This is a genomic window from Acidisphaera sp. S103 (assembly GCF_009765975.1).
Classification (GTDB): domain Bacteria; phylum Pseudomonadota; class Alphaproteobacteria; order Acetobacterales; family Acetobacteraceae; genus Rhodopila.
The window spans coordinates 85,240-100,773 of the sequence record NZ_LMUJ01000054.1; the positions used below are offsets into that span (position 1 = coordinate 85,240).

Below are 15,534 nucleotides of genomic sequence, written 5' to 3' on the forward strand. Positions count from 1 at the left end.
GGCGCGCACCACCGCCTCAACCCGGTTGCTGGCACCAAGGGCTCGGAACACGGTGTTGAGATGGACCTTTACGGTGGATACCGACAGGCCGAGGTCACGCGCGATGACCTTGTTGGATTGCCCCTTGGCCAGCAGGCGGAGCACGTCGAGCTGGCGGTTGGTCAAATTGAGGATTTCCGAACTTCCCGGCAATGCCGCCGTCGAGGCGGTAACGACCGGCTGATGGCGGCGGGTCATTACGGTCTTGATCGTCGCCAGCATCCGGCTTGTCGGATCGGATCGCGAGATCGTGGCGTGTGCCCCGGCACTGAGGCAGCCCAGCGCACCGACGGAATCGCCTGGCTCGGTCACCGCGACGACGGCGGGTGCGAGGCTTGCACGCCCCTGGCCGGGGATGCTTTTTGCCAATTCGGCACCCAGCAGGCGTGCCTCCAAGATGACAAGGTCGATCGACCGGCCGCGAAGGCGAGACCGATGTTCTTCAAGCGTGTCGGACTCCACGACATCCCATTCGGGGTGCACCGATGCCAGTAGGGCGACCAGCCCTAGGCGGAACACCGGTTGCGGATCCGCTATAAGAACATTTTCGCACTTAAAGGCCGCCGGCCCGTCGTACATTACAACCCCACTGCGCGTATCCCGGTCGAGACTGTCACATATCGACAGTTTGCAACAAAATATCGCTGGGAACAACCCAGGCACACGACATCATAACCCGGCACGTCCACGTTGGCGATGGGAATTTATGGAAATTTGCAACTTTTTGGCAACAGTCGCGACAAATAACAGTGTGGCGACCGCCCGAGCTACGTGGGATAGCAGGCCGTGATTGTTTCCGATCTGTATCCCGGGCCGAACAGTTTCGACAGACTGGGGCCGACCCAGGGGGATACGGTGATCGAAACAACCTCGAAGGTGATGGGGTTCGAGGTGGTGCCGGTGCTGTCGTTCACGCACGTGGTCGACGTGGTGATGACGACAGTTTGAGCGCTATTGGTGGCGGTGATCAGGCCCGGTTCCAGAAGGGTCGAGGCTAGGCTGATCAGGTATGTTGTCGAGGCGGTGGTGCTGCTGCACAGGGCAGTACCGAGCGCCGCGCAACGTGCTGTCTGGGCAGCTATGGCCTGAAGCGTGCCGCGGTTCCATAACATCAGGCCCAGCTCCATTCCGCCGAAGATGATCGTTACCAGAATGATTGATACCAGGGCAAATTCAACCGTTGTCGCCGCCTTGGTGTTCAGTGCGGCCGAGTATCTGGCTATTTGTTTCATTGCAAACGCACGATCGCTGTCTCGGTGATTGTTTCGCCACCGGGTTGCTGAAGTATGCTGTAGGCTGGGATGATGGAGGTACCCTTGTAGGATGCCGTTATCACGAGATATTTTCCCGGCAGAATACCTGCCGGCAAGGTGCCGTCGCCCGGGCATGCCTTGGTGCAGGGGGTGACCGCCGGCCCTAAAACGGCCGGTGTACCGGTCGGGCAGTAGCAGGCCACCGCGGCGACCGGGCTGACGGTCACGCCGGTGAGGGACGAGGCAGATTGCACCATGGTTTGCACGGCTGTCGTGGAGACGGTGGGGCCGGTGACGAAAGCATAGTACGCCCCTTGTGCGACGGCGTTCGCCAGGCAGCTTCGGTTCCATTCCCTGAACCCGAAGTCGGCGGCACCGGCCAGAATCACCATAAGGACAGGAACGATAAGCGCGAATTCGACCGCGGCGACCGCTCGGCAGCCACGGCGAAAAGCCACCAATCTTTTCATTCCCCCAGCGCTTTCATTTCCCCGGTCTTTTCATTCCCATTGATCTGATCCCACCGTCGTTGATCAAAATGATCCCAACCGCCAGTGAGCGCGACCACTGGGCCCGGGGGTTTCCGCTGCCGGCGAATGCCACACCGATGCGGCCACCCCGGCTTCCCTGCCCGCGTGCCGCTTGGCACGACCGGCTTCATTGGACGAGGGTCGTTGTGGTGTTGGCACCGATGCCCTGCGTTCCGGTACCCGCGCAGTTGTTAGCAAAGGTGGCGCCGCCGGTGAACACAACCTGATAGGCGATCAATTGTGTGCAGGCTGCGCCGCTGTTGTTGCTTCCGTTCGAGTAATCGACAATCGAGGTTGGAAAAACCATCGCACCATTGACATTCATGCTTGCGCCGCCCGCGATGTTGCTGGTTGCGGTTCCCGCGGGATCAAACAAGGCGATACCCGCCAGCGGGCCGGTGGTGGGCGCCGTTATATTAAGCGTGATACCGTTGCCGATATTCATGGACCCGACGGTGCCACCGCCGGAGCTCGTCATTACGATCGTGGTGCCACCTGCTGCTGTCGCATTGATCGTCGAGCCACCTCCCGGATTGAAGTTGCCGTTGTTGATGATGATGGTGCCGGGTCCCATCGTTACCGTTCCATAAGAAATGGTCAGGTCGCCGCAATATGTGCCCGCCGGGATGTGCTGGCCGGTGATGAAGGGACTGCCCGACACGCAGTTGCTGGTGTCGGGCGTGGGCGGGACCACGGTCGCGTAGGGGTTCGCACCCGGCGTCGTCGCGTTGGTCGTCGTGGTACCGCTTACGGTCATTGACGCACCTTGGGTCACCACATAGCCGCCGCCGACAGAAACCGACGTCGCCAGCAGCGAGGCTCCACCGGTCAGGTAAAGCGCATCGGTACCTGTCGCGTTGACCTCGATCCCGCACTGGCTGAGATCCACGGAAGAGCCGTTGGAAAATTGGATGCCGGCGGTGCTGGCGCCGGTGGCTGAGCCGGGATCCAGTGCCAGGACGCAATATTTGCCGATTTGCCCCGGTATAAGCTCGGCAATCGCCGTGGCGCTCAGGGTTATGGTGGAATTGGGACGATTCATGGCGAGAGCGGAGAACAGCAGCGGCAGCGTATATTGTACCGTCGCGGAGATCGCGACATCGAGGGGGTTTTTGATGCCGCTGACTATTTCGGTCGTGATCACATTGTTTGCGACCATGGTATCGCGCAAGGTCGGCGGCGACGTCGATGTGGCGTTGGTCCATGTTCGCGTGCCGTTGGGCATCGCCTTGGGGTTGGGGATATTGGCCTCGGCGATGTAAGCGGCCTCGGTGGCTATCGTTTGATTGTTCGGGCTCGCGCTGGCGCTGTAGGCCAACCCACCGGCGATCGCCGCCATGTCGGCGGTACGTTGCATCCATCCTTGCCGGTTGGCGATCCAACCGTTTGCCTCGATGCCAAGTCCGATCGTCATCAGCAGCAATGGTGCGCACACCGCCACCATGACGGCGACGGTGCCTTGTTTCCCGAGAAAGGAGGCTTTTCGTTTTTTGGATGGGGCGAAGACTTTCTGGTCCACGGGTCGCCTTTTTTACATAGCTGGTTCTTTGCGGCAATTTTCGCCATATTTCGTTTAGTTGCACTCTAAATCATATGGGCGACCCAGGCACAACTGGCCACATGGCCTGTCTTCTCGCGAACTTTTTAGCCACATGGCCAATTTCAGCCATTGATTAAATTACCGTAGGTATCAAAACCGTCAGGAGTGAAACATGCTGATCTTGCAGATTGGTGACAGGCCGTTACGCCGCGATCAAGATGCCCGGGATTTGGAGGGCAGGGGATTTCATCGCGAAACAACTGAAACGCTCGAAGAAGCGATTTCGTTTATCGAATTGTATGATTTCGACATTATTCTCGCGGATTTAGACATCCGGAAAACATCCGGGCTCGAGATGATCCGGGAAATCAGAGCCGTTTCCAACATTCCGATCATTGGGATCACCACATCCATCGACCCTCGGATGAAGATCCTTGCGCTCGACATGGGCGCGGACGATGTGCTTACGCAACTGTGCGGCGTCGAGGAAATCCTGGCTCGCGTGCGGGCGGTCGTGCGGCGCCGCTTCGGGCACGTGGACTCGAAACTGCGGTGCGGACGGCTGGAACTCAGCCTCGTGGTGCATGAAGCCAAGGTAGACGATGTCCCGCTGCGGTTGGGCCCCAAGGAATACCTGCTGCTGGAGTTCCTGATCCTCAAGCGCGGTTCGGCCGTCAGCAAAACCGCCTGCATGACACATCTATATGGTACGGATGAGTATCCCGAGGCCAAGACCATCGACGTGGTCCTGTGCCGCCTGCGCAAGCGGCTGGCGCCGTACGGGCTGTCGGACATGATCGAAAGCGTGTGGGGCTATGGCTTCAAACTGCGGGATCCCGGCGGGAACACCGCCATGCCTCAGGTGCCGGCGGTGGCCATGGCGGTGCGGCGGAGAGTGCTGGCGACTGCCTGATGGCTCGGGTGAACCGAGCCTGCGTTGCGTTGCTGTGGGTGGTCATGTTGCCGCCGTGGTGCGCGAAAGCATGGGCCCAGGCTAACGACACAAACGCTTGCGACCAGGCGGCGCGGGATGCCGAAACAGCATTCGGTTTGCCCGCGGGTGTGCTGAAAGCCATCGGTTCAGTGGAAAGCGGCCGTTGGCCGTGGTCGGCCAATATCGACGGCGTAGCCGAAACATACCGGTCGAAGGCCGAAGCGATTGTTGCCCTGACCCGGGCACGCTCACCGCAGCCGGCGGATGTCGATGTCGGCTGCTTCCAGGTCAGCCTGCGCTATCACCCATCCGCCTTCCCAACGATCGCCGATGCGCTCGATCCGGTGTCCAATGCACGTTATGCGGCGCGGTTCCTGCGGGACTTACACGGCAAATACGGCGATTGGGACCAAGCGGTGGGTGCTTATCATTCCGCGACAGGGCCGCTGGGGGCGGATTACCGTGACCGTGTGATAGCGCAATGGAAAGGCTCACCGCCGCCGGTTGAACAGCCGGCCGACCAGCCGGCCGATCAACCACGCTGGCAGGTTATTTCGATCGCCGCATCGCTGCCGCCCGCGCTTGGTCCGCACGCACTGCCCCATGTCATCACGCTTGGCAATTGAAATCGATCGCCTCACGCACGATCGCCAGCGCTTTTGTGCCGTCGCTGGCGTCCACCGGCCGCCAATCACCCGCACCCGGATCGATTTCCAGCGAACGATGCAGAACCGCGACCGTTGCGTCTGACGCGTCGCCTGCGCGGGATGCGATACGGCTCTCCAGTAGCGAAAGCGGGGCATGCAGCCAGATGCCCAGGAACGGAACCCCGACGGCGGCCGCCAGATCGCGACGCATTCTGGTATCGAGGAACGTTGCGTCCACGATCACGGCGTGTCCCGACGCGGCGGCGTTGCGGGCCTGGTCGATGACGGCGGCGTTCGTCGCGCTGTTGGCGGCTTCGGTGTAGGCTTCCGGCGGCAGGCGAGCCTCGGGTTCGGCACCATGCAACCGTTTGCGGATTTCGTCGCTGCGCACGATCAATGCCCCGGGCGCGGGGCCCAAAGCCGGGGCGATGGCACGCGCGAGGGTCGATTTACCGGTCCCTTGCAGGCCGCCGATTGCGACGACCATGGGTGGAATGGGATCCAGATAGGTCTGTGCGGCCGCGAGATAAGCGGCGCCGTCCTGGTGCGTCGCTGCCAGCACATGCGCTCGGATCATTGCGCGTTGTGAGAGAAACACTGGAAAACCACGCATGGCGATATCGCCGGTGCGGGCGACGTAACGATTCATGACCCGGTTGGCCGCCGGTCGGCCAACTCGTTGGTCGAGGTCCATCAGCAAAAAGCCCAGATCGTATCCGACGTCGATCGTTGCAAGGTCCTCGTCGAACTCCAGCGCATCGAAGGCGACCGGTTTGCCGTTCCACAGGCACAGGTTCCCCAGGTGCAGATCGCCATGGCAACGACGCACACAGCCGGCGACGGAACGTTCCGCCAGCCAGTCCCGATTTGATTCAATCGCCGCCGATATCCGCTGATACCAGTTCTCGACGGTGGCTATGGGCAGGCCGGCGGCCAGCGCCGACTGCCTGTTGCCCTGTGTGATGCGCAGCAGTCCACCGGCGCTGTCCCGGTTCGGTACGGGTGCCAGATTTTCATGGTAGGCGGCAACACAACCGCCAAGGGCGTCGAGAAGCTGGGGCGTCAGGGGACTTTTGGACGCGATGACATCCAGGAAATCATCCGCCGGAACGACCGCCATACGCAGAACCCAGTCGATCGCGTTATCGCCACCCAACTCCAGCGAGCCGTCGGGCCGTCGCGAGACGGCAACGACATCGCGATACAACCCTGGCGCCGCGGTCTTGTTGAGGGCCAGTTCTCGTTGCAGAAAATGCGCCCGAGCATCCACCGTCGAGAAATCGAGGAACGGCATGCGGACTGCTTTCTTCAACTTCCAGACGGTATCCGTACCGATAAAGACGGCGGAGATATGGGTCTCCCGCGGCGGCCCGCCGGACAGGTCCGACAGGTAGCGCGCGATCTCCTGCTGCTCCGCCGGGATTGTCACGCGGGGAAGTATTGCGGTGCTTCGGCCCGCGCGAACATCCCGTAGTCGCGGATGACACGCACCACACGGTGGCGGCCGGCTGTTGCGCTGATGCCGGTTTCGGCCGCCGCAAGGTCGGGCCATGACCTTATATAGAGTCCGTTGCCGGGCTGGGTGATGCTGTCGAAGGCATCCCGGTCGGGCGCCGCCGCCACGGGTTCGGGATCGAGTGGCCGTTCCGTCAGGGTGATAGCCTTCGCCGAGCCGACTTCCGTGCTGTCGAAACGGCTCTGCATCAACGGTTCCGCTATCCCGGTGTCGGAAACGATCTCACCGACCCGCAGGTGGTAGTCGGCGAAGACGCTGGATCGGCCTTTGCCCTGGATCTCGTGGTGCAGGGCGTGGGTGCGCCAGCGTACCAGCGCCTTCTCATCCCGCCAGATGGACAGCGAAACCAGCCAGCCGGGCCAGGTCAGGCTGCTATATCGTTCGTTGGCGATGAAACCATCGATGGCGACCAGTTCCGGCCGCAGCGTTGCCGCATGGCCGAGGTATGCGTCCCATGCATCGGGCCGTGGGTTCACTTCGAAGATAACGGCAAACATGGCTCAATCTCCCGTCAGGAAGGCCTCGGCCTCCCGGTACAGAGCATAACGGTTTTCTTCCAGGTGCATCAGGTGGGTGGCGCGTGGGATCTTCATGTCGCGGCCATCGGGGATCGCGTCGAGCAGCCAGGCGGCATCGGCGTCGGTGCACATGCTGTCCCATTCGCCGCGGATGATCTCCACCGGGGCCTGGATCAGGCCGGGATCGTAGGACAGGGTGCCGGCCCAGGCATCGAAAATGTCCTGGAAGGCACCGCCGGGGGTTTTCACCGCCGGTGGCTGACGGGTCCGGCTTTCCGGGTCGGAATCCAGATAGGCCTCGCCCCATTCGTCGAAATGGCGTTTCGACAGGACGGGCGTTTCGTTCGGCGGGACGTCGGCGGTGAAGCGGTCCCACTGGTCTTGCAGCGTGATCAGCCGCCAGGCGGGCAGTTTCGGGGCCTCGGCCGAAGGCGCGCGTCGGGCGATGGCGCCGAAGAACACCATGCGATCGATCAGATTGGGGCAGCGTCCGGCGAAATGGCCGCTGACCATCGTGCCCCAGGAGTGGGCGATCAGCGACAGCCGGGCGACACCCTGATGCGCGATGATGAATCGGACGGCTGCTTCCAGTTGGCGGCTGGCATCGGCGGTGCGACCCAGCGGGGTGTGCGGGTCGGAGTCGGGGTAAGTGTCGGAAAAATGGCCGAAGCCGTGGAAATCCAGGCCCCAGACATCGAACCCGGCGTCGCACAACGCGTCCCGCCATGACCGGCCGTCGAAGCGATGGGCGATGGACAGGGCGGAGGAAAACGTGCCGCCATGGACATACAGCACGGCTCCGCGGGACGGTTTGCCCTCGGGCGGGGGCAGGTGGCGCAGGAACAGGTGCAGGCCAGCGCGGGGGCTGGGAATCCGGAAATGGGTTTCGCGTGGATCAAGCTTTTGCATTGATGCGATCTCCTTGCTTGGGCATGTCCAGACAATGGGGATGTGGGGCGGTTCGGGCAGCTTCATTCAGTTCGGTGGGGGCCGAAGCGTCGTCGTCATCCGGTGGAAATCGAACTGTCACGGATTTTTCGGCGCAGATAGACTAATCGGGTTCCCCGGATTTTCAACGAGGAGGCCCGACAATGGTTCATGACCTACTGACGCCGACCCGCCGCGATGTCCTGGCCGGAGCGGCCGCCGTGGCGCTGACCGCCGCCGGTCCCGCGCTGGCGCAAACCGCTGTCAATCCCGCGCAGACTCAAATCGCGACGGCACGCGGGACCGTGTTCGATGCCGGCAGTTCGCCCCGAAAGGGCATCCCGGACGTGATGGTGTCCAATGGGTTGGATGTGGTGAAAACCGGTTCGGATGGGGGGTGGTCATTGCCGGTGCGCGACGGCGACTCGGTCTTCGTGATCAAGCCGGCCGGCTGGGCCCTGCCGGTGGACCGGACGACGAACCTGCCGCATTTCGCTTATGTGTATGCGCCCAACGGCTCGCCCGATCTGGGGTTCCGCTTCGCCGGTGTGGCACCGACCGGCAAGCTGCCGGACAGCATCGATTTCGGCCTGCGCCGGCAGGAGGAACCGGCTCGGTTCGACGCGGTGCTGTTTACCGATCCGCAGCCGGAGAGCCTGCACGAGGTCGGCTATATCCGTGATGACGTGGTGTCCGTCGTCGATGGGTCGCAGGCGGCGTTCGGCATCACCCATGGCGACATCATGTTCGACGATCTGTCCTACTACCCGCGCTACAACCGGATCGTCGGCACTATCGGGCTGCCATGGTTCAATTGCCGCGGCAACCATGACATGAACCTGGAGGCCCCGGACAACACCCATGCGGCCGAAACGTTCAAGCGGGTCTTCGGCGCTCGCTGGCATGCGTTCCAGCATGGCGGGGCGACTTTCATCCTGCTGGACAACGTCGATTACCTCGGTACCGATCCGTCCAAGCCGAACGGGTTCGGCAAGTATCGAGGCTATTTCGGCGAGCGGCAGCTTGGTTTCGTCCGCAACGTGCTGGCGAACGTGCCGCGCGACAGCCTGGTGGTCATCAGCTTCCATATCCCGTTGAAGACGCTGGCCGCGTCCGATGCGGCGAACAACACGGTCGATGTCAGGGGTTTCCTGGGCGCGATCGGCACGCATCCGAACACGGTCAGCTTCTGCGGGCATACCCATACGAACGAGCACTGGTATTTTTCCGAATCCGATGGTTACGCGGCGGGAACACACCATCATCACATCCTGGCAGCGGTATCCGGAAGCTGGTGGTCGGGTCCGTTCGATGCCCGCGGGATCCCGATGGCGCTGCAATCTGATGGTTCGCCGAACGGGTTCCACATCCTGTCGGTGGATGGACCGGCTTACACCACCACCCTGGTGCCGGCGCACGATCCGGCACGTGGGCAGATGCGGGTGATGCTGGACAGCCAGGTGCATGGCCCCAACGTGGAAGTGATCCGCGACTATCACACGGGCGCCCTGCTGTCCGGTCCGATCAGTGTGGATCGCGTGGCCTCCACCCGGCTGGTGGTGAACCTGTTCGATGGCGGCCCCAGGTCGAAGGTCGAGATTTCGATCGGTGACCGGCCCTATCGGCCGTTAACGAAGATGGAACGGTTGGATCCGTTCGTGGTGGAGGTTTACGAGCGCAACCGCGACAGCAAGAAGCCTTGGGTGGAGGCGGGCAAGTCGAGCCATGTCTGGCAAGGTGCCCTGCCGGCGGACCTGGCCATGGGGACCCACCGAGTGGCGGTGCGCGGCACCGATGAGTACGGCCGCATCCATACGACGTCGATGGTGCTGGAGGTGACGGCATAGCGATCTGCTGATCCGCCTGGTTCCGGCGACGGCCGGCTTCCGCGGTGAATTGGACCGCCTCCGTTACTTGTGAACGTTTCCGCCGGTTCTGGCCCTGCTGTGCGTGGCCGCTGGACACCATGTTCCAGAATGCCGGCGTAAGCGGGCAAATCGAAACCGCCGAATAGGTAACGCTATTTGGTGAACGGTGGCGCGAAAGGTGCTGTGCGAGACGCATCGAATAAGTAATGGATACGGCCATTCTCGCCACATCGACCGATTGCCATACGAAAGGTTGACCATGAGCACGATCCTGATCATCGTAATTCTAATTCTGATATTTGGCGGCGGCGGCGGATACTATGCCCATGGCCGTTACGGCGGAGCCGGGTTGGGCGGTGTTCTCGGCACTGTGTTGATCGTTCTTCTTATAGTATGGCTTGTCGGCGGCATATAACGCTTGGTCGCCTCTTCCCGCACGCTTGAAGAGGCTATTGTGTTATAGGCATGGAGGTTCTGATGGGTCGTTCTCCAATGACCGGGCTGATGATGGGTGGCGCCGTTCTTATCCTTCTCGGGTTGCTTGGATTCGCCGTTCCTTATTTCACGACCCAACACACCAAGGACGTTGCCAAGGTCGGGGACCTGAAGATTCAGACCACGCAGCATACGACATACGCCGTCCCGCCCCTGGTCAGCGGCGGTGCCGTGGTCCTTGGCGTCGTGCTGCTTGGGGCGGGCATGTATCGGCGGGCGTAAGGACAGGCGAACGTCCTGTCAGGCCGCCGCGGGCAGAAGCATGACTAGCTTGTGATCCGGACGCCGAGCCGGCATCAAGGTCACCTGCTGGTACCGGACCGTCCCGTCCAGCGGATGGTTGAACACACGCTCCCCACCCTCCCGGGCCAGCACGGCGTGACTGTTCCAGAACCGGGCAAACATCGCGCTGCCGCTCAGCAACGCCTCGACCAGCGCACGCATTCCGGGATCGTCGGGATCGTGCGCCGTGTCCGCGCGGAATTCCGCCAGCAGGCGACGCGCACGGTCCTCCCAGTCCCAGATGAAGTCCCGCGCCGTCGCATCCAGGAAAACATAGCGCAGCAGACTCGTTTCGCCACTGTCGAACCATGGGGCGAACAACCGCCCGGCCGCATCGTTCCAGCCGCGAACGTGCCATAGCTTATCCAGCAGATAAGCCGGCGCCGCCGTCATCCGCAGCACCGCCAGAAGCTCGGCCGGCGTCGTGGCGATCGTTGGCCCCATGGCGGGCGGCGCCGGATCGCGCCGGCGCGTCAATTCGAACAGATAGGTGCGCTCCGCCGTGGTCAGTCGCAGGGCATCGGCCAGACGCGCGAGCGCGGCGGCCGACACGGCGATGTCGCGTCCCTGCTCGACCCAGGTGTACCAAGTGGTGCTGAGGCCGGACAATTGGGCCACTTCCTCTCGCCGCAACCCTGGCGTGCGCCGACGGCCGGCGGCTGCTATCGGATCGGGGGTCATTGCCTCCCGATGGGTGCGGAGGAACGCGCCCAGCAGGCGCCGCTGATCCTCTTGTCGTAACATGGCACCCGTTATACCGGTATATCTGCCCAACTTATACCGGTTTCAAAAAAACGAAAGAACGGTACCCAAAGCGGAGAGACCACCCATGTCGCAGCAGAATTTTGTTGTCGAACAATACACAGCGCGAGCGCGGGACTACGTGACCAGCGTGGTGCACAGCACCGGTGCCGACCTCGACCAGATCGAGGCCGAACTGCGCGGCCACGCCGAGGCCCGGGTGCTGGATCTGGGATGCGGGGGCGGCCATGTCAGCTACAAGGCCGCGCCCTTGGTCGCGGAGGTCGTCGCCTGCGACGTGACGCAGAGCATGCTGGATGTGGTCGCCACGACGGCGGCCGAACGCGGCCTGGGCAACATCGTCGTGCGCCGGGCCGCGGCCGAGAAACTGCCGTTCGAGGACGGTTATTTCGACATGGTCCTGTGTCGCTTCACCACCCATCACTGGCAGAACATGGACGCCGGCCTGCGCGAGGCTCGGCGGATCCTGAAACCGGCTGGCCGGGCGGTGTTTATCGACGTGGTGGCGCCGGCCGACCGGACGCTGGACACGCATTTGCAAGCGGTCGAACTGCTGCGCGATGTCTCCCACGTGCGCAACTACAGCACGGCCGAATGGGTATCGGCCCTGTCCCGTTCGGGATTCGCCATCGAGGGCATCACGACCCGCACGCTGCGTATGGACTTTCCGGTCTGGACCGCGCGCACACGCACCAAGGCGGCGCATGTCGAGGCAATCCGGTCGTTGCAGATGACCGCCCCGGCCATCGTCAAGCAGCATTTCGCGATCGGCGAAGACGGTGGCTTCGATCTGGAAGCGGCGACGATGGTGGTTCGGGCGGTCGGCTAACAGTTGGTCACCCGCACGAAAAGTCCAGAACCCTGGAATGGGCGGTCGTCATCGCCGCCCTGCCCACGGCCGATGCTCCATCGATCTGGCCAGCTCAGGCGTTCGGCCCCCCAGGGCGAGGCGGCCAGGAGCGATGTCCAGCGCCGCTCTGCCCCAAACCGGCACATGATGCCTCCAGGCCCCATGCCGGTGTGAATAACGAGCTGAAAATCGAACGCCGTATCGGGCAAAACCGGCGGGCCAATCCAGTAATGCGGACTCCGGCCCGGCTCAGGCCCGAGGATCACTGTCAGCGTCTGTTCTGGCCCCCGCATTCCGATCCAAAGGGGTGACTGGACGCCGGGCTGGAAGGCCGACAACAGAGTCTGCGCCGCGCTGCTGCCCGCCGGTGCCGCCTGGCCCACGAAACGGAACGCTACGACACGATCCGCCGAGGGCGTGCCGGTGACCAGTGCCTCACTCTCTCCTGAGCGCACGAGTAGCCATCGGTCATCCGATGGCAGGGCGATCGGCCAAGACAGCCGCTCCCGGATCCGGCCACCGATGTCGAACACCTGGTAGCGGAGACCCTCCGCATCGAGTGATGCCTGAACGGCGTGCAGATACTCGATCTCCTCGGGCATTCGGTGCTCGGTCCCCGCACCGGCGGTGCAAATCTGCAAAACGCCAAGGTGGACCTGAACATCGAACGCCAGGATATGGCTGCACACATAGGCCGTGACGTCGGCTTGAACCAGCGTATCCCAAAACGCAGCCCCGCATGCCGGGCCGATTTCCCGCTGATAGGCGCCGGAGAAGCCATTGACCGGATGCACCGGATGATGACCGGCCACCAGCCTGTAACGAGCGTCCGCGTGCTGGCGCAGCACCGAACGTAGCCAGTCCGTTTCGACGTGGCCCTCACCGCCAAGACCGCTCCACAGCGTGTGAACGAACACCAGCAGCAGATCGCCGCGCCGGACCCAGTAGGACAGCCCCTCCTGTCCCGGCGGACCGTTGCGGGGCATGCCCAGGACATCCCGGAACACGTCCTCACTCATCGTGTCGTAGGTCGTGTGGTTACCCGTGGTGTGCCACAGCGGGATCGTGGTGCGGTCGAGCCAGCCCATCTCCCGATCCAGCCAATGACGCCATTGCGCGCGGAGTGCGTCCGGATCAGCGGTCAGGCCGGCGACCTCATCGCCGGGGAACAGGATGAATTCAGGTGGGGGCACCACCTGGCGGACGGCGGCGTTGACCGCGGCGAAGGTCCCCTGATGCTGATGTCCCGGGATGCCGGAGCAGGAATCGCCATAGAGAACGAAGTGGTGTCCCGGTCCGCGCGGCAGGATGGCCGGGATCACCACGCGCCTAATGATCCACGGTGGCGGCCCGCGGGTCGGTGCCGCGCGCCCATTCGTTGACCAGCGTGTAGCCGATTCCCAGCAGCACCGGCCCGAGGAAAATCCCCAGCAGCCCGAACGCCAGCGCCCCGCCCAGCACGCCCAGCACGGTCAGCAGGAACGGCAATTGCGCACCGCGGGAAATGAACCACGGCCGGATCAGGCTGTCGGAGCCGGAGATCGCGCCGACGCCGTAAACCGCGAGGAAAATCCCCCAGCCGAGGTGGCCGCTGCTCATCAGCCAGATCGATGCCGGGATCCAGATCACCGGCGCGCCGATCGGCAATACGGATAGCAGACCCGCCACGCAGCCCAGCAGGACCGGCCGCGGCACGCCGGACAGCCACAGGCCGAAAGCGGTCAGGATGCCCTGGACCACGGCGGTGCCCAGGATGCCGTACACCACTCCTCGCACGGTCGCGCCGGTCACGGCGATCAGCCGTTCCGCCTGGGCGCCGGCGATGCGATGCAGCAGTAGCCGCAGCCGGTCGGCGATGGGCTCGCCATAGACGTAAAAGAAGAAGGCGACGAACAACGCCAGCAGGAACATCAGCACGCCATTGGCGATGCCCAGCAGCAGGCTGAGTCCATTCTCGATCACGATGCCGAAATAGGGACGCAGCGCCTCCAGCATCACACTGACGTCGGCGGCCCAGCGGTTCCACAAATCGCCCACGGTCTGGCCGATCAGCGGAATGTCGAATACCCATTGCGGCGAGTCCGGCAGGCCGGCCCGCAGCCCGTCCATGAGGGCGTGCCGTAGATGATTCACGTCGTCGGCGCTGCCGGGCGCGGCAATGGCGATGGGCAGCACGAGGACCACGGCGGTCAGCACCACCATCAGCAGCGCGGTCGAGATGCGCGGCAGGCGCAGATGCAGCCGCAGCCAATCGTACACCGGCCAGGTGGTGTAAACCAGAATACCCGCCCAAAGCAGCGCTGACAGGAACGGATACAGCACCACCACGCAGCCGATCGCCACGCCGCCCAGCAGCAGCCCCATCAGGATCCGTTCAGCGATCATGGCTCTCCATCCGCGATTTCTCGCATTTCGGCGGGTCGCCACGCCCTAGCCAAGCCTATCGCTCGCCTGTAGCTTCCGCCTCGGCCGATGTTCCCGAGGGATTGTCCCTTGAGGTGCGGCCGGTGCAGTCGTTGCGTGTTTCGGACGGGCAGACAAGAGGGCATCGCTGCCCGCCGCTGGCAACCGATCGTAAATGCCAAAGGGAAAAAGGAGGTCCGTCATGCCGCGTCTAGCCGCCAACCTGTCGATGATGTTCAACGAGGTACCGTTCCTCGACCGCTTCGCCGCCGCCCGGCAGGCCGGGTTCGAGGGCGTGGAGTTTCTGTTTCCCTACGATTTTCCCGCCACCGAACTGCGCGAACGCCTCAGCGCCGAGGGCCTGACCCAGGTCCTGTTCAACATGCCGCCGGGCGACTGGGCGGGCGGCGAGCGCGGCATGGCCAGCATCCCCGGCCGTCAGACGGAATTCCACGAGTCGGTCAAGAGAGCGCTGGACTACGCAACGGCGTTGGACTGCCGGCAGGTGCATTGCATGGCCGGGATTGTGCCCGCGGGTGTGTCGCAGACGACCGCGGCGGCGGTCTATGCCGCGAACCTCGCCTGGGCGACCGAACAGGCCAGCCCGGCCGGCGTAAAGCTGGTGATCGAGCCGATCAATCATCGCGACATGCCGGGCTATTTCTTGAACACCCAGGCGCAGGGGGCTGCGATCGTCGAGGCGATCGGACGCGACCGGCTGGGGCTGCAGTTCGACGTCTACCATGTGCAGATCACCGAGGGCGACATCACCAAGCGCATGGAGCAGTTCATGCCGGTGATCGCGCATATGCAGATCGCCGACGTGCCGGCGCGCAATGAACCGGGGACCGGGGAAATCGGCTGGTCCTACGTGTTCCGCCGGATGGACGAACTCGGTTACCAGGGTTGGGTGGGATGCGAATACCGCCCCGCCGGCGAAACCGTCGCCGGCCTGGGCTGGCGGGAACAG

18 protein-coding genes are annotated in these 15,534 nt (G+C 63.3%); 8 read left to right on the forward strand and 10 right to left on the reverse strand.

The window, feature by feature from the left end; genetic code table 11:
- The 4 genes from GSQ89_RS16780 to GSQ89_RS16795 form a co-directional block, all read right to left on the reverse strand.
- Positions 1–558: response regulator transcription factor (locus GSQ89_RS16780; RefSeq protein WP_158927234.1), on the reverse strand; the 558-nt coding region annotated here is incomplete at its 3' end.
- 248 nt (positions 559–806) lie between these two features.
- Complete coding sequence (locus tag GSQ89_RS16785) at positions 807–1,271, reverse strand: TadE/TadG family type IV pilus assembly protein (protein WP_158927236.1); 465 nt, start codon at positions 1,269–1,271, stop codon at positions 807–809.
- Positions 1,268–1,750 (reverse strand): TadE/TadG family type IV pilus assembly protein, encoded by a 483-nt coding sequence (locus GSQ89_RS16790; RefSeq protein ID WP_216856212.1) that lies wholly within the window; start codon positions 1,748–1,750, stop codon positions 1,268–1,270. The genes GSQ89_RS16785 and GSQ89_RS16790 overlap by 4 nt, the downstream gene beginning before the upstream one ends.
- A gap of 199 nt (positions 1,751–1,949) precedes the next feature.
- Positions 1,950–2,966 (reverse strand): hypothetical protein, encoded by a 1,017-nt coding sequence (locus tag GSQ89_RS16795; protein ID WP_254073244.1) that lies wholly within the window; start codon positions 2,964–2,966, stop codon positions 1,950–1,952.
- On the opposite strand from GSQ89_RS16795, the gene GSQ89_RS39785 reads away from it, so the two are divergent.
- The 3 genes from GSQ89_RS39785 (at position 2,959) to GSQ89_RS16805 (ending at position 4,922) form a co-directional block, all read left to right on the forward strand.
- Positions 2,959–3,084, forward strand: coding sequence for a hypothetical protein (locus GSQ89_RS39785; protein WP_256367329.1), 126 nt, complete (start codon positions 2,959–2,961; stop codon positions 3,082–3,084). The two genes, GSQ89_RS16795 and GSQ89_RS39785, sit on opposite strands and share 8 nt — an antisense overlap.
- Positions 3,085–3,534: 450 nt before the next feature.
- Positions 3,535–4,275, forward strand: a complete 741-nt coding sequence (locus GSQ89_RS16800; RefSeq protein WP_158927242.1) for a response regulator transcription factor — start codon at positions 3,535–3,537, stop codon at positions 4,273–4,275.
- The gene (locus tag GSQ89_RS16805; protein ID WP_158927244.1) at positions 4,275–4,922 is read left to right on the forward strand and encodes a transglycosylase SLT domain-containing protein; all 648 of its coding nucleotides are present in this window, start codon (positions 4,275–4,277) and stop codon (positions 4,920–4,922) included. Before GSQ89_RS16800 ends, GSQ89_RS16805 begins: the two co-directional genes overlap by 1 nt.
- Here the strand turns inward: GSQ89_RS16805 and GSQ89_RS16810 are convergent.
- Genes GSQ89_RS16810 through GSQ89_RS16820 form a run of 3 tightly spaced genes read right to left on the reverse strand, consistent with a single transcriptional unit; the run spans position 4,906 to position 7,886 of the window.
- Positions 4,906–6,372, reverse strand: a complete 1,467-nt coding sequence (locus tag GSQ89_RS16810; protein ID WP_216856248.1) for a bifunctional aminoglycoside phosphotransferase/ATP-binding protein — start codon at positions 6,370–6,372, stop codon at positions 4,906–4,908. The genes GSQ89_RS16805 and GSQ89_RS16810 overlap by 17 nt on opposite strands.
- Positions 6,369–6,956, reverse strand: coding sequence for an antibiotic biosynthesis monooxygenase (locus GSQ89_RS38510; RefSeq protein ID WP_158927248.1), 588 nt, complete (start codon positions 6,954–6,956; stop codon positions 6,369–6,371). The genes GSQ89_RS16810 and GSQ89_RS38510 overlap by 4 nt, the downstream gene beginning before the upstream one ends.
- A gap of 3 nt (positions 6,957–6,959) precedes the next feature.
- Positions 6,960–7,886, reverse strand: a complete 927-nt coding sequence (locus tag GSQ89_RS16820; RefSeq protein WP_158927250.1) for an alpha/beta hydrolase — start codon at positions 7,884–7,886, stop codon at positions 6,960–6,962.
- 182 nt (positions 7,887–8,068) lie between these two features.
- Here GSQ89_RS16820 and GSQ89_RS16825 point away from each other — a divergent pair, with 182 nt between their 5' ends.
- The 3 genes from GSQ89_RS16825 to GSQ89_RS16835 all read left to right on the forward strand — a co-directional run bounded on the left by GSQ89_RS16825 (position 8,069) and on the right by GSQ89_RS16835 (position 10,489).
- Complete coding sequence (locus GSQ89_RS16825) at positions 8,069–9,751, forward strand: calcineurin-like phosphoesterase family protein (RefSeq protein WP_158927252.1); 1,683 nt, start codon at positions 8,069–8,071, stop codon at positions 9,749–9,751.
- Positions 9,752–10,031: 280 nt separating this feature from the next.
- Positions 10,032–10,187, forward strand: a complete 156-nt coding sequence (locus GSQ89_RS16830) for a DUF3309 family protein (protein ID WP_158927254.1) — start codon at positions 10,032–10,034, stop codon at positions 10,185–10,187.
- A gap of 62 nt (positions 10,188–10,249) precedes the next feature.
- Complete coding sequence (locus GSQ89_RS16835) at positions 10,250–10,489, forward strand: hypothetical protein (protein ID WP_254073245.1); 240 nt, start codon at positions 10,250–10,252, stop codon at positions 10,487–10,489.
- Between the two features lie 18 nt (positions 10,490–10,507).
- Here GSQ89_RS16835 and GSQ89_RS16840 read toward each other — a convergent pair whose 3' ends face one another.
- Positions 10,508–11,293, reverse strand: a complete 786-nt coding sequence (locus GSQ89_RS16840; RefSeq protein WP_158927256.1) for a helix-turn-helix transcriptional regulator — start codon at positions 11,291–11,293, stop codon at positions 10,508–10,510.
- An 85-nt stretch (positions 11,294–11,378) separates the two neighbouring features.
- Between GSQ89_RS16840 and GSQ89_RS16845 the strand changes: the two genes are divergently transcribed.
- The gene (locus GSQ89_RS16845) at positions 11,379–12,140 is read left to right on the forward strand and encodes a class I SAM-dependent methyltransferase (protein WP_158927258.1); all 762 of its coding nucleotides are present in this window, start codon (positions 11,379–11,381) and stop codon (positions 12,138–12,140) included.
- On the opposite strand, the gene GSQ89_RS16850 is transcribed toward GSQ89_RS16845, so the two are convergent.
- On the reverse strand, positions 12,137–13,486 hold the full coding sequence (locus GSQ89_RS16850) for a metallophosphoesterase (protein WP_216856213.1): 1,350 nt from the start codon (positions 13,484–13,486) through the stop codon (positions 12,137–12,139). The two genes, GSQ89_RS16845 and GSQ89_RS16850, sit on opposite strands and share 4 nt — an antisense overlap.
- Before the next feature lie 4 nt (positions 13,487–13,490).
- Positions 13,491–14,546: an AI-2E family transporter gene (locus GSQ89_RS16855; protein ID WP_158927260.1), complete on the reverse strand. Its 1,056-nt coding sequence runs from the start codon at positions 14,544–14,546 to the stop codon at positions 13,491–13,493.
- 220 nt (positions 14,547–14,766) lie between these two features.
- On the opposite strand from GSQ89_RS16855, the gene otnI reads away from it, so the two are divergent.
- A partial coding sequence (gene otnI / locus GSQ89_RS16860) for a 2-oxo-tetronate isomerase (RefSeq protein WP_158927262.1) occupies positions 14,767–15,534 on the forward strand: 768 nt, incomplete at its 3' end.

Bases quoted from the DNA above. Each gene is read 5' to 3' on its own strand.
- GSQ89_RS16785 (WP_158927236.1), bottom strand. From the start codon at position 1,271: ATGAAACAAATAGCCAGATACTCGGCCGCACTGAACACCAAGGCGGCG.
- GSQ89_RS16800 (WP_158927242.1), top strand. From the start codon at position 3,535: ATGCTGATCTTGCAGATTGGTGACAGGCCGTTACGCCGCGATCAAGAT.
- GSQ89_RS16805 (WP_158927244.1), top strand. From the start codon at position 4,275: ATGGCTCGGGTGAACCGAGCCTGCGTTGCGTTGCTGTGGGTGGTCATG.
- GSQ89_RS38510 (WP_158927248.1), bottom strand. From the start codon at position 6,956: ATGTTTGCCGTTATCTTCGAAGTGAACCCACGGCCCGATGCATGGGAC.
- GSQ89_RS16820 (WP_158927250.1), bottom strand. From the start codon at position 7,886: ATGCAAAAGCTTGATCCACGCGAAACCCATTTCCGGATTCCCAGCCCC.
- GSQ89_RS16825 (WP_158927252.1), top strand. From the start codon at position 8,069: ATGGTTCATGACCTACTGACGCCGACCCGCCGCGATGTCCTGGCCGGA.
- GSQ89_RS16830 (WP_158927254.1), top strand. From the start codon at position 10,032: ATGAGCACGATCCTGATCATCGTAATTCTAATTCTGATATTTGGCGGC.
- GSQ89_RS16835 (WP_254073245.1), top strand. From the start codon at position 10,250: ATGGGTCGTTCTCCAATGACCGGGCTGATGATGGGTGGCGCCGTTCTT.
- GSQ89_RS16840 (WP_158927256.1), bottom strand. From the start codon at position 11,293: ATGTTACGACAAGAGGATCAGCGGCGCCTGCTGGGCGCGTTCCTCCGC.
- GSQ89_RS16845 (WP_158927258.1), top strand. From the start codon at position 11,379: ATGTCGCAGCAGAATTTTGTTGTCGAACAATACACAGCGCGAGCGCGG.
- GSQ89_RS16855 (WP_158927260.1), bottom strand. From the start codon at position 14,546: ATGATCGCTGAACGGATCCTGATGGGGCTGCTGCTGGGCGGCGTGGCG.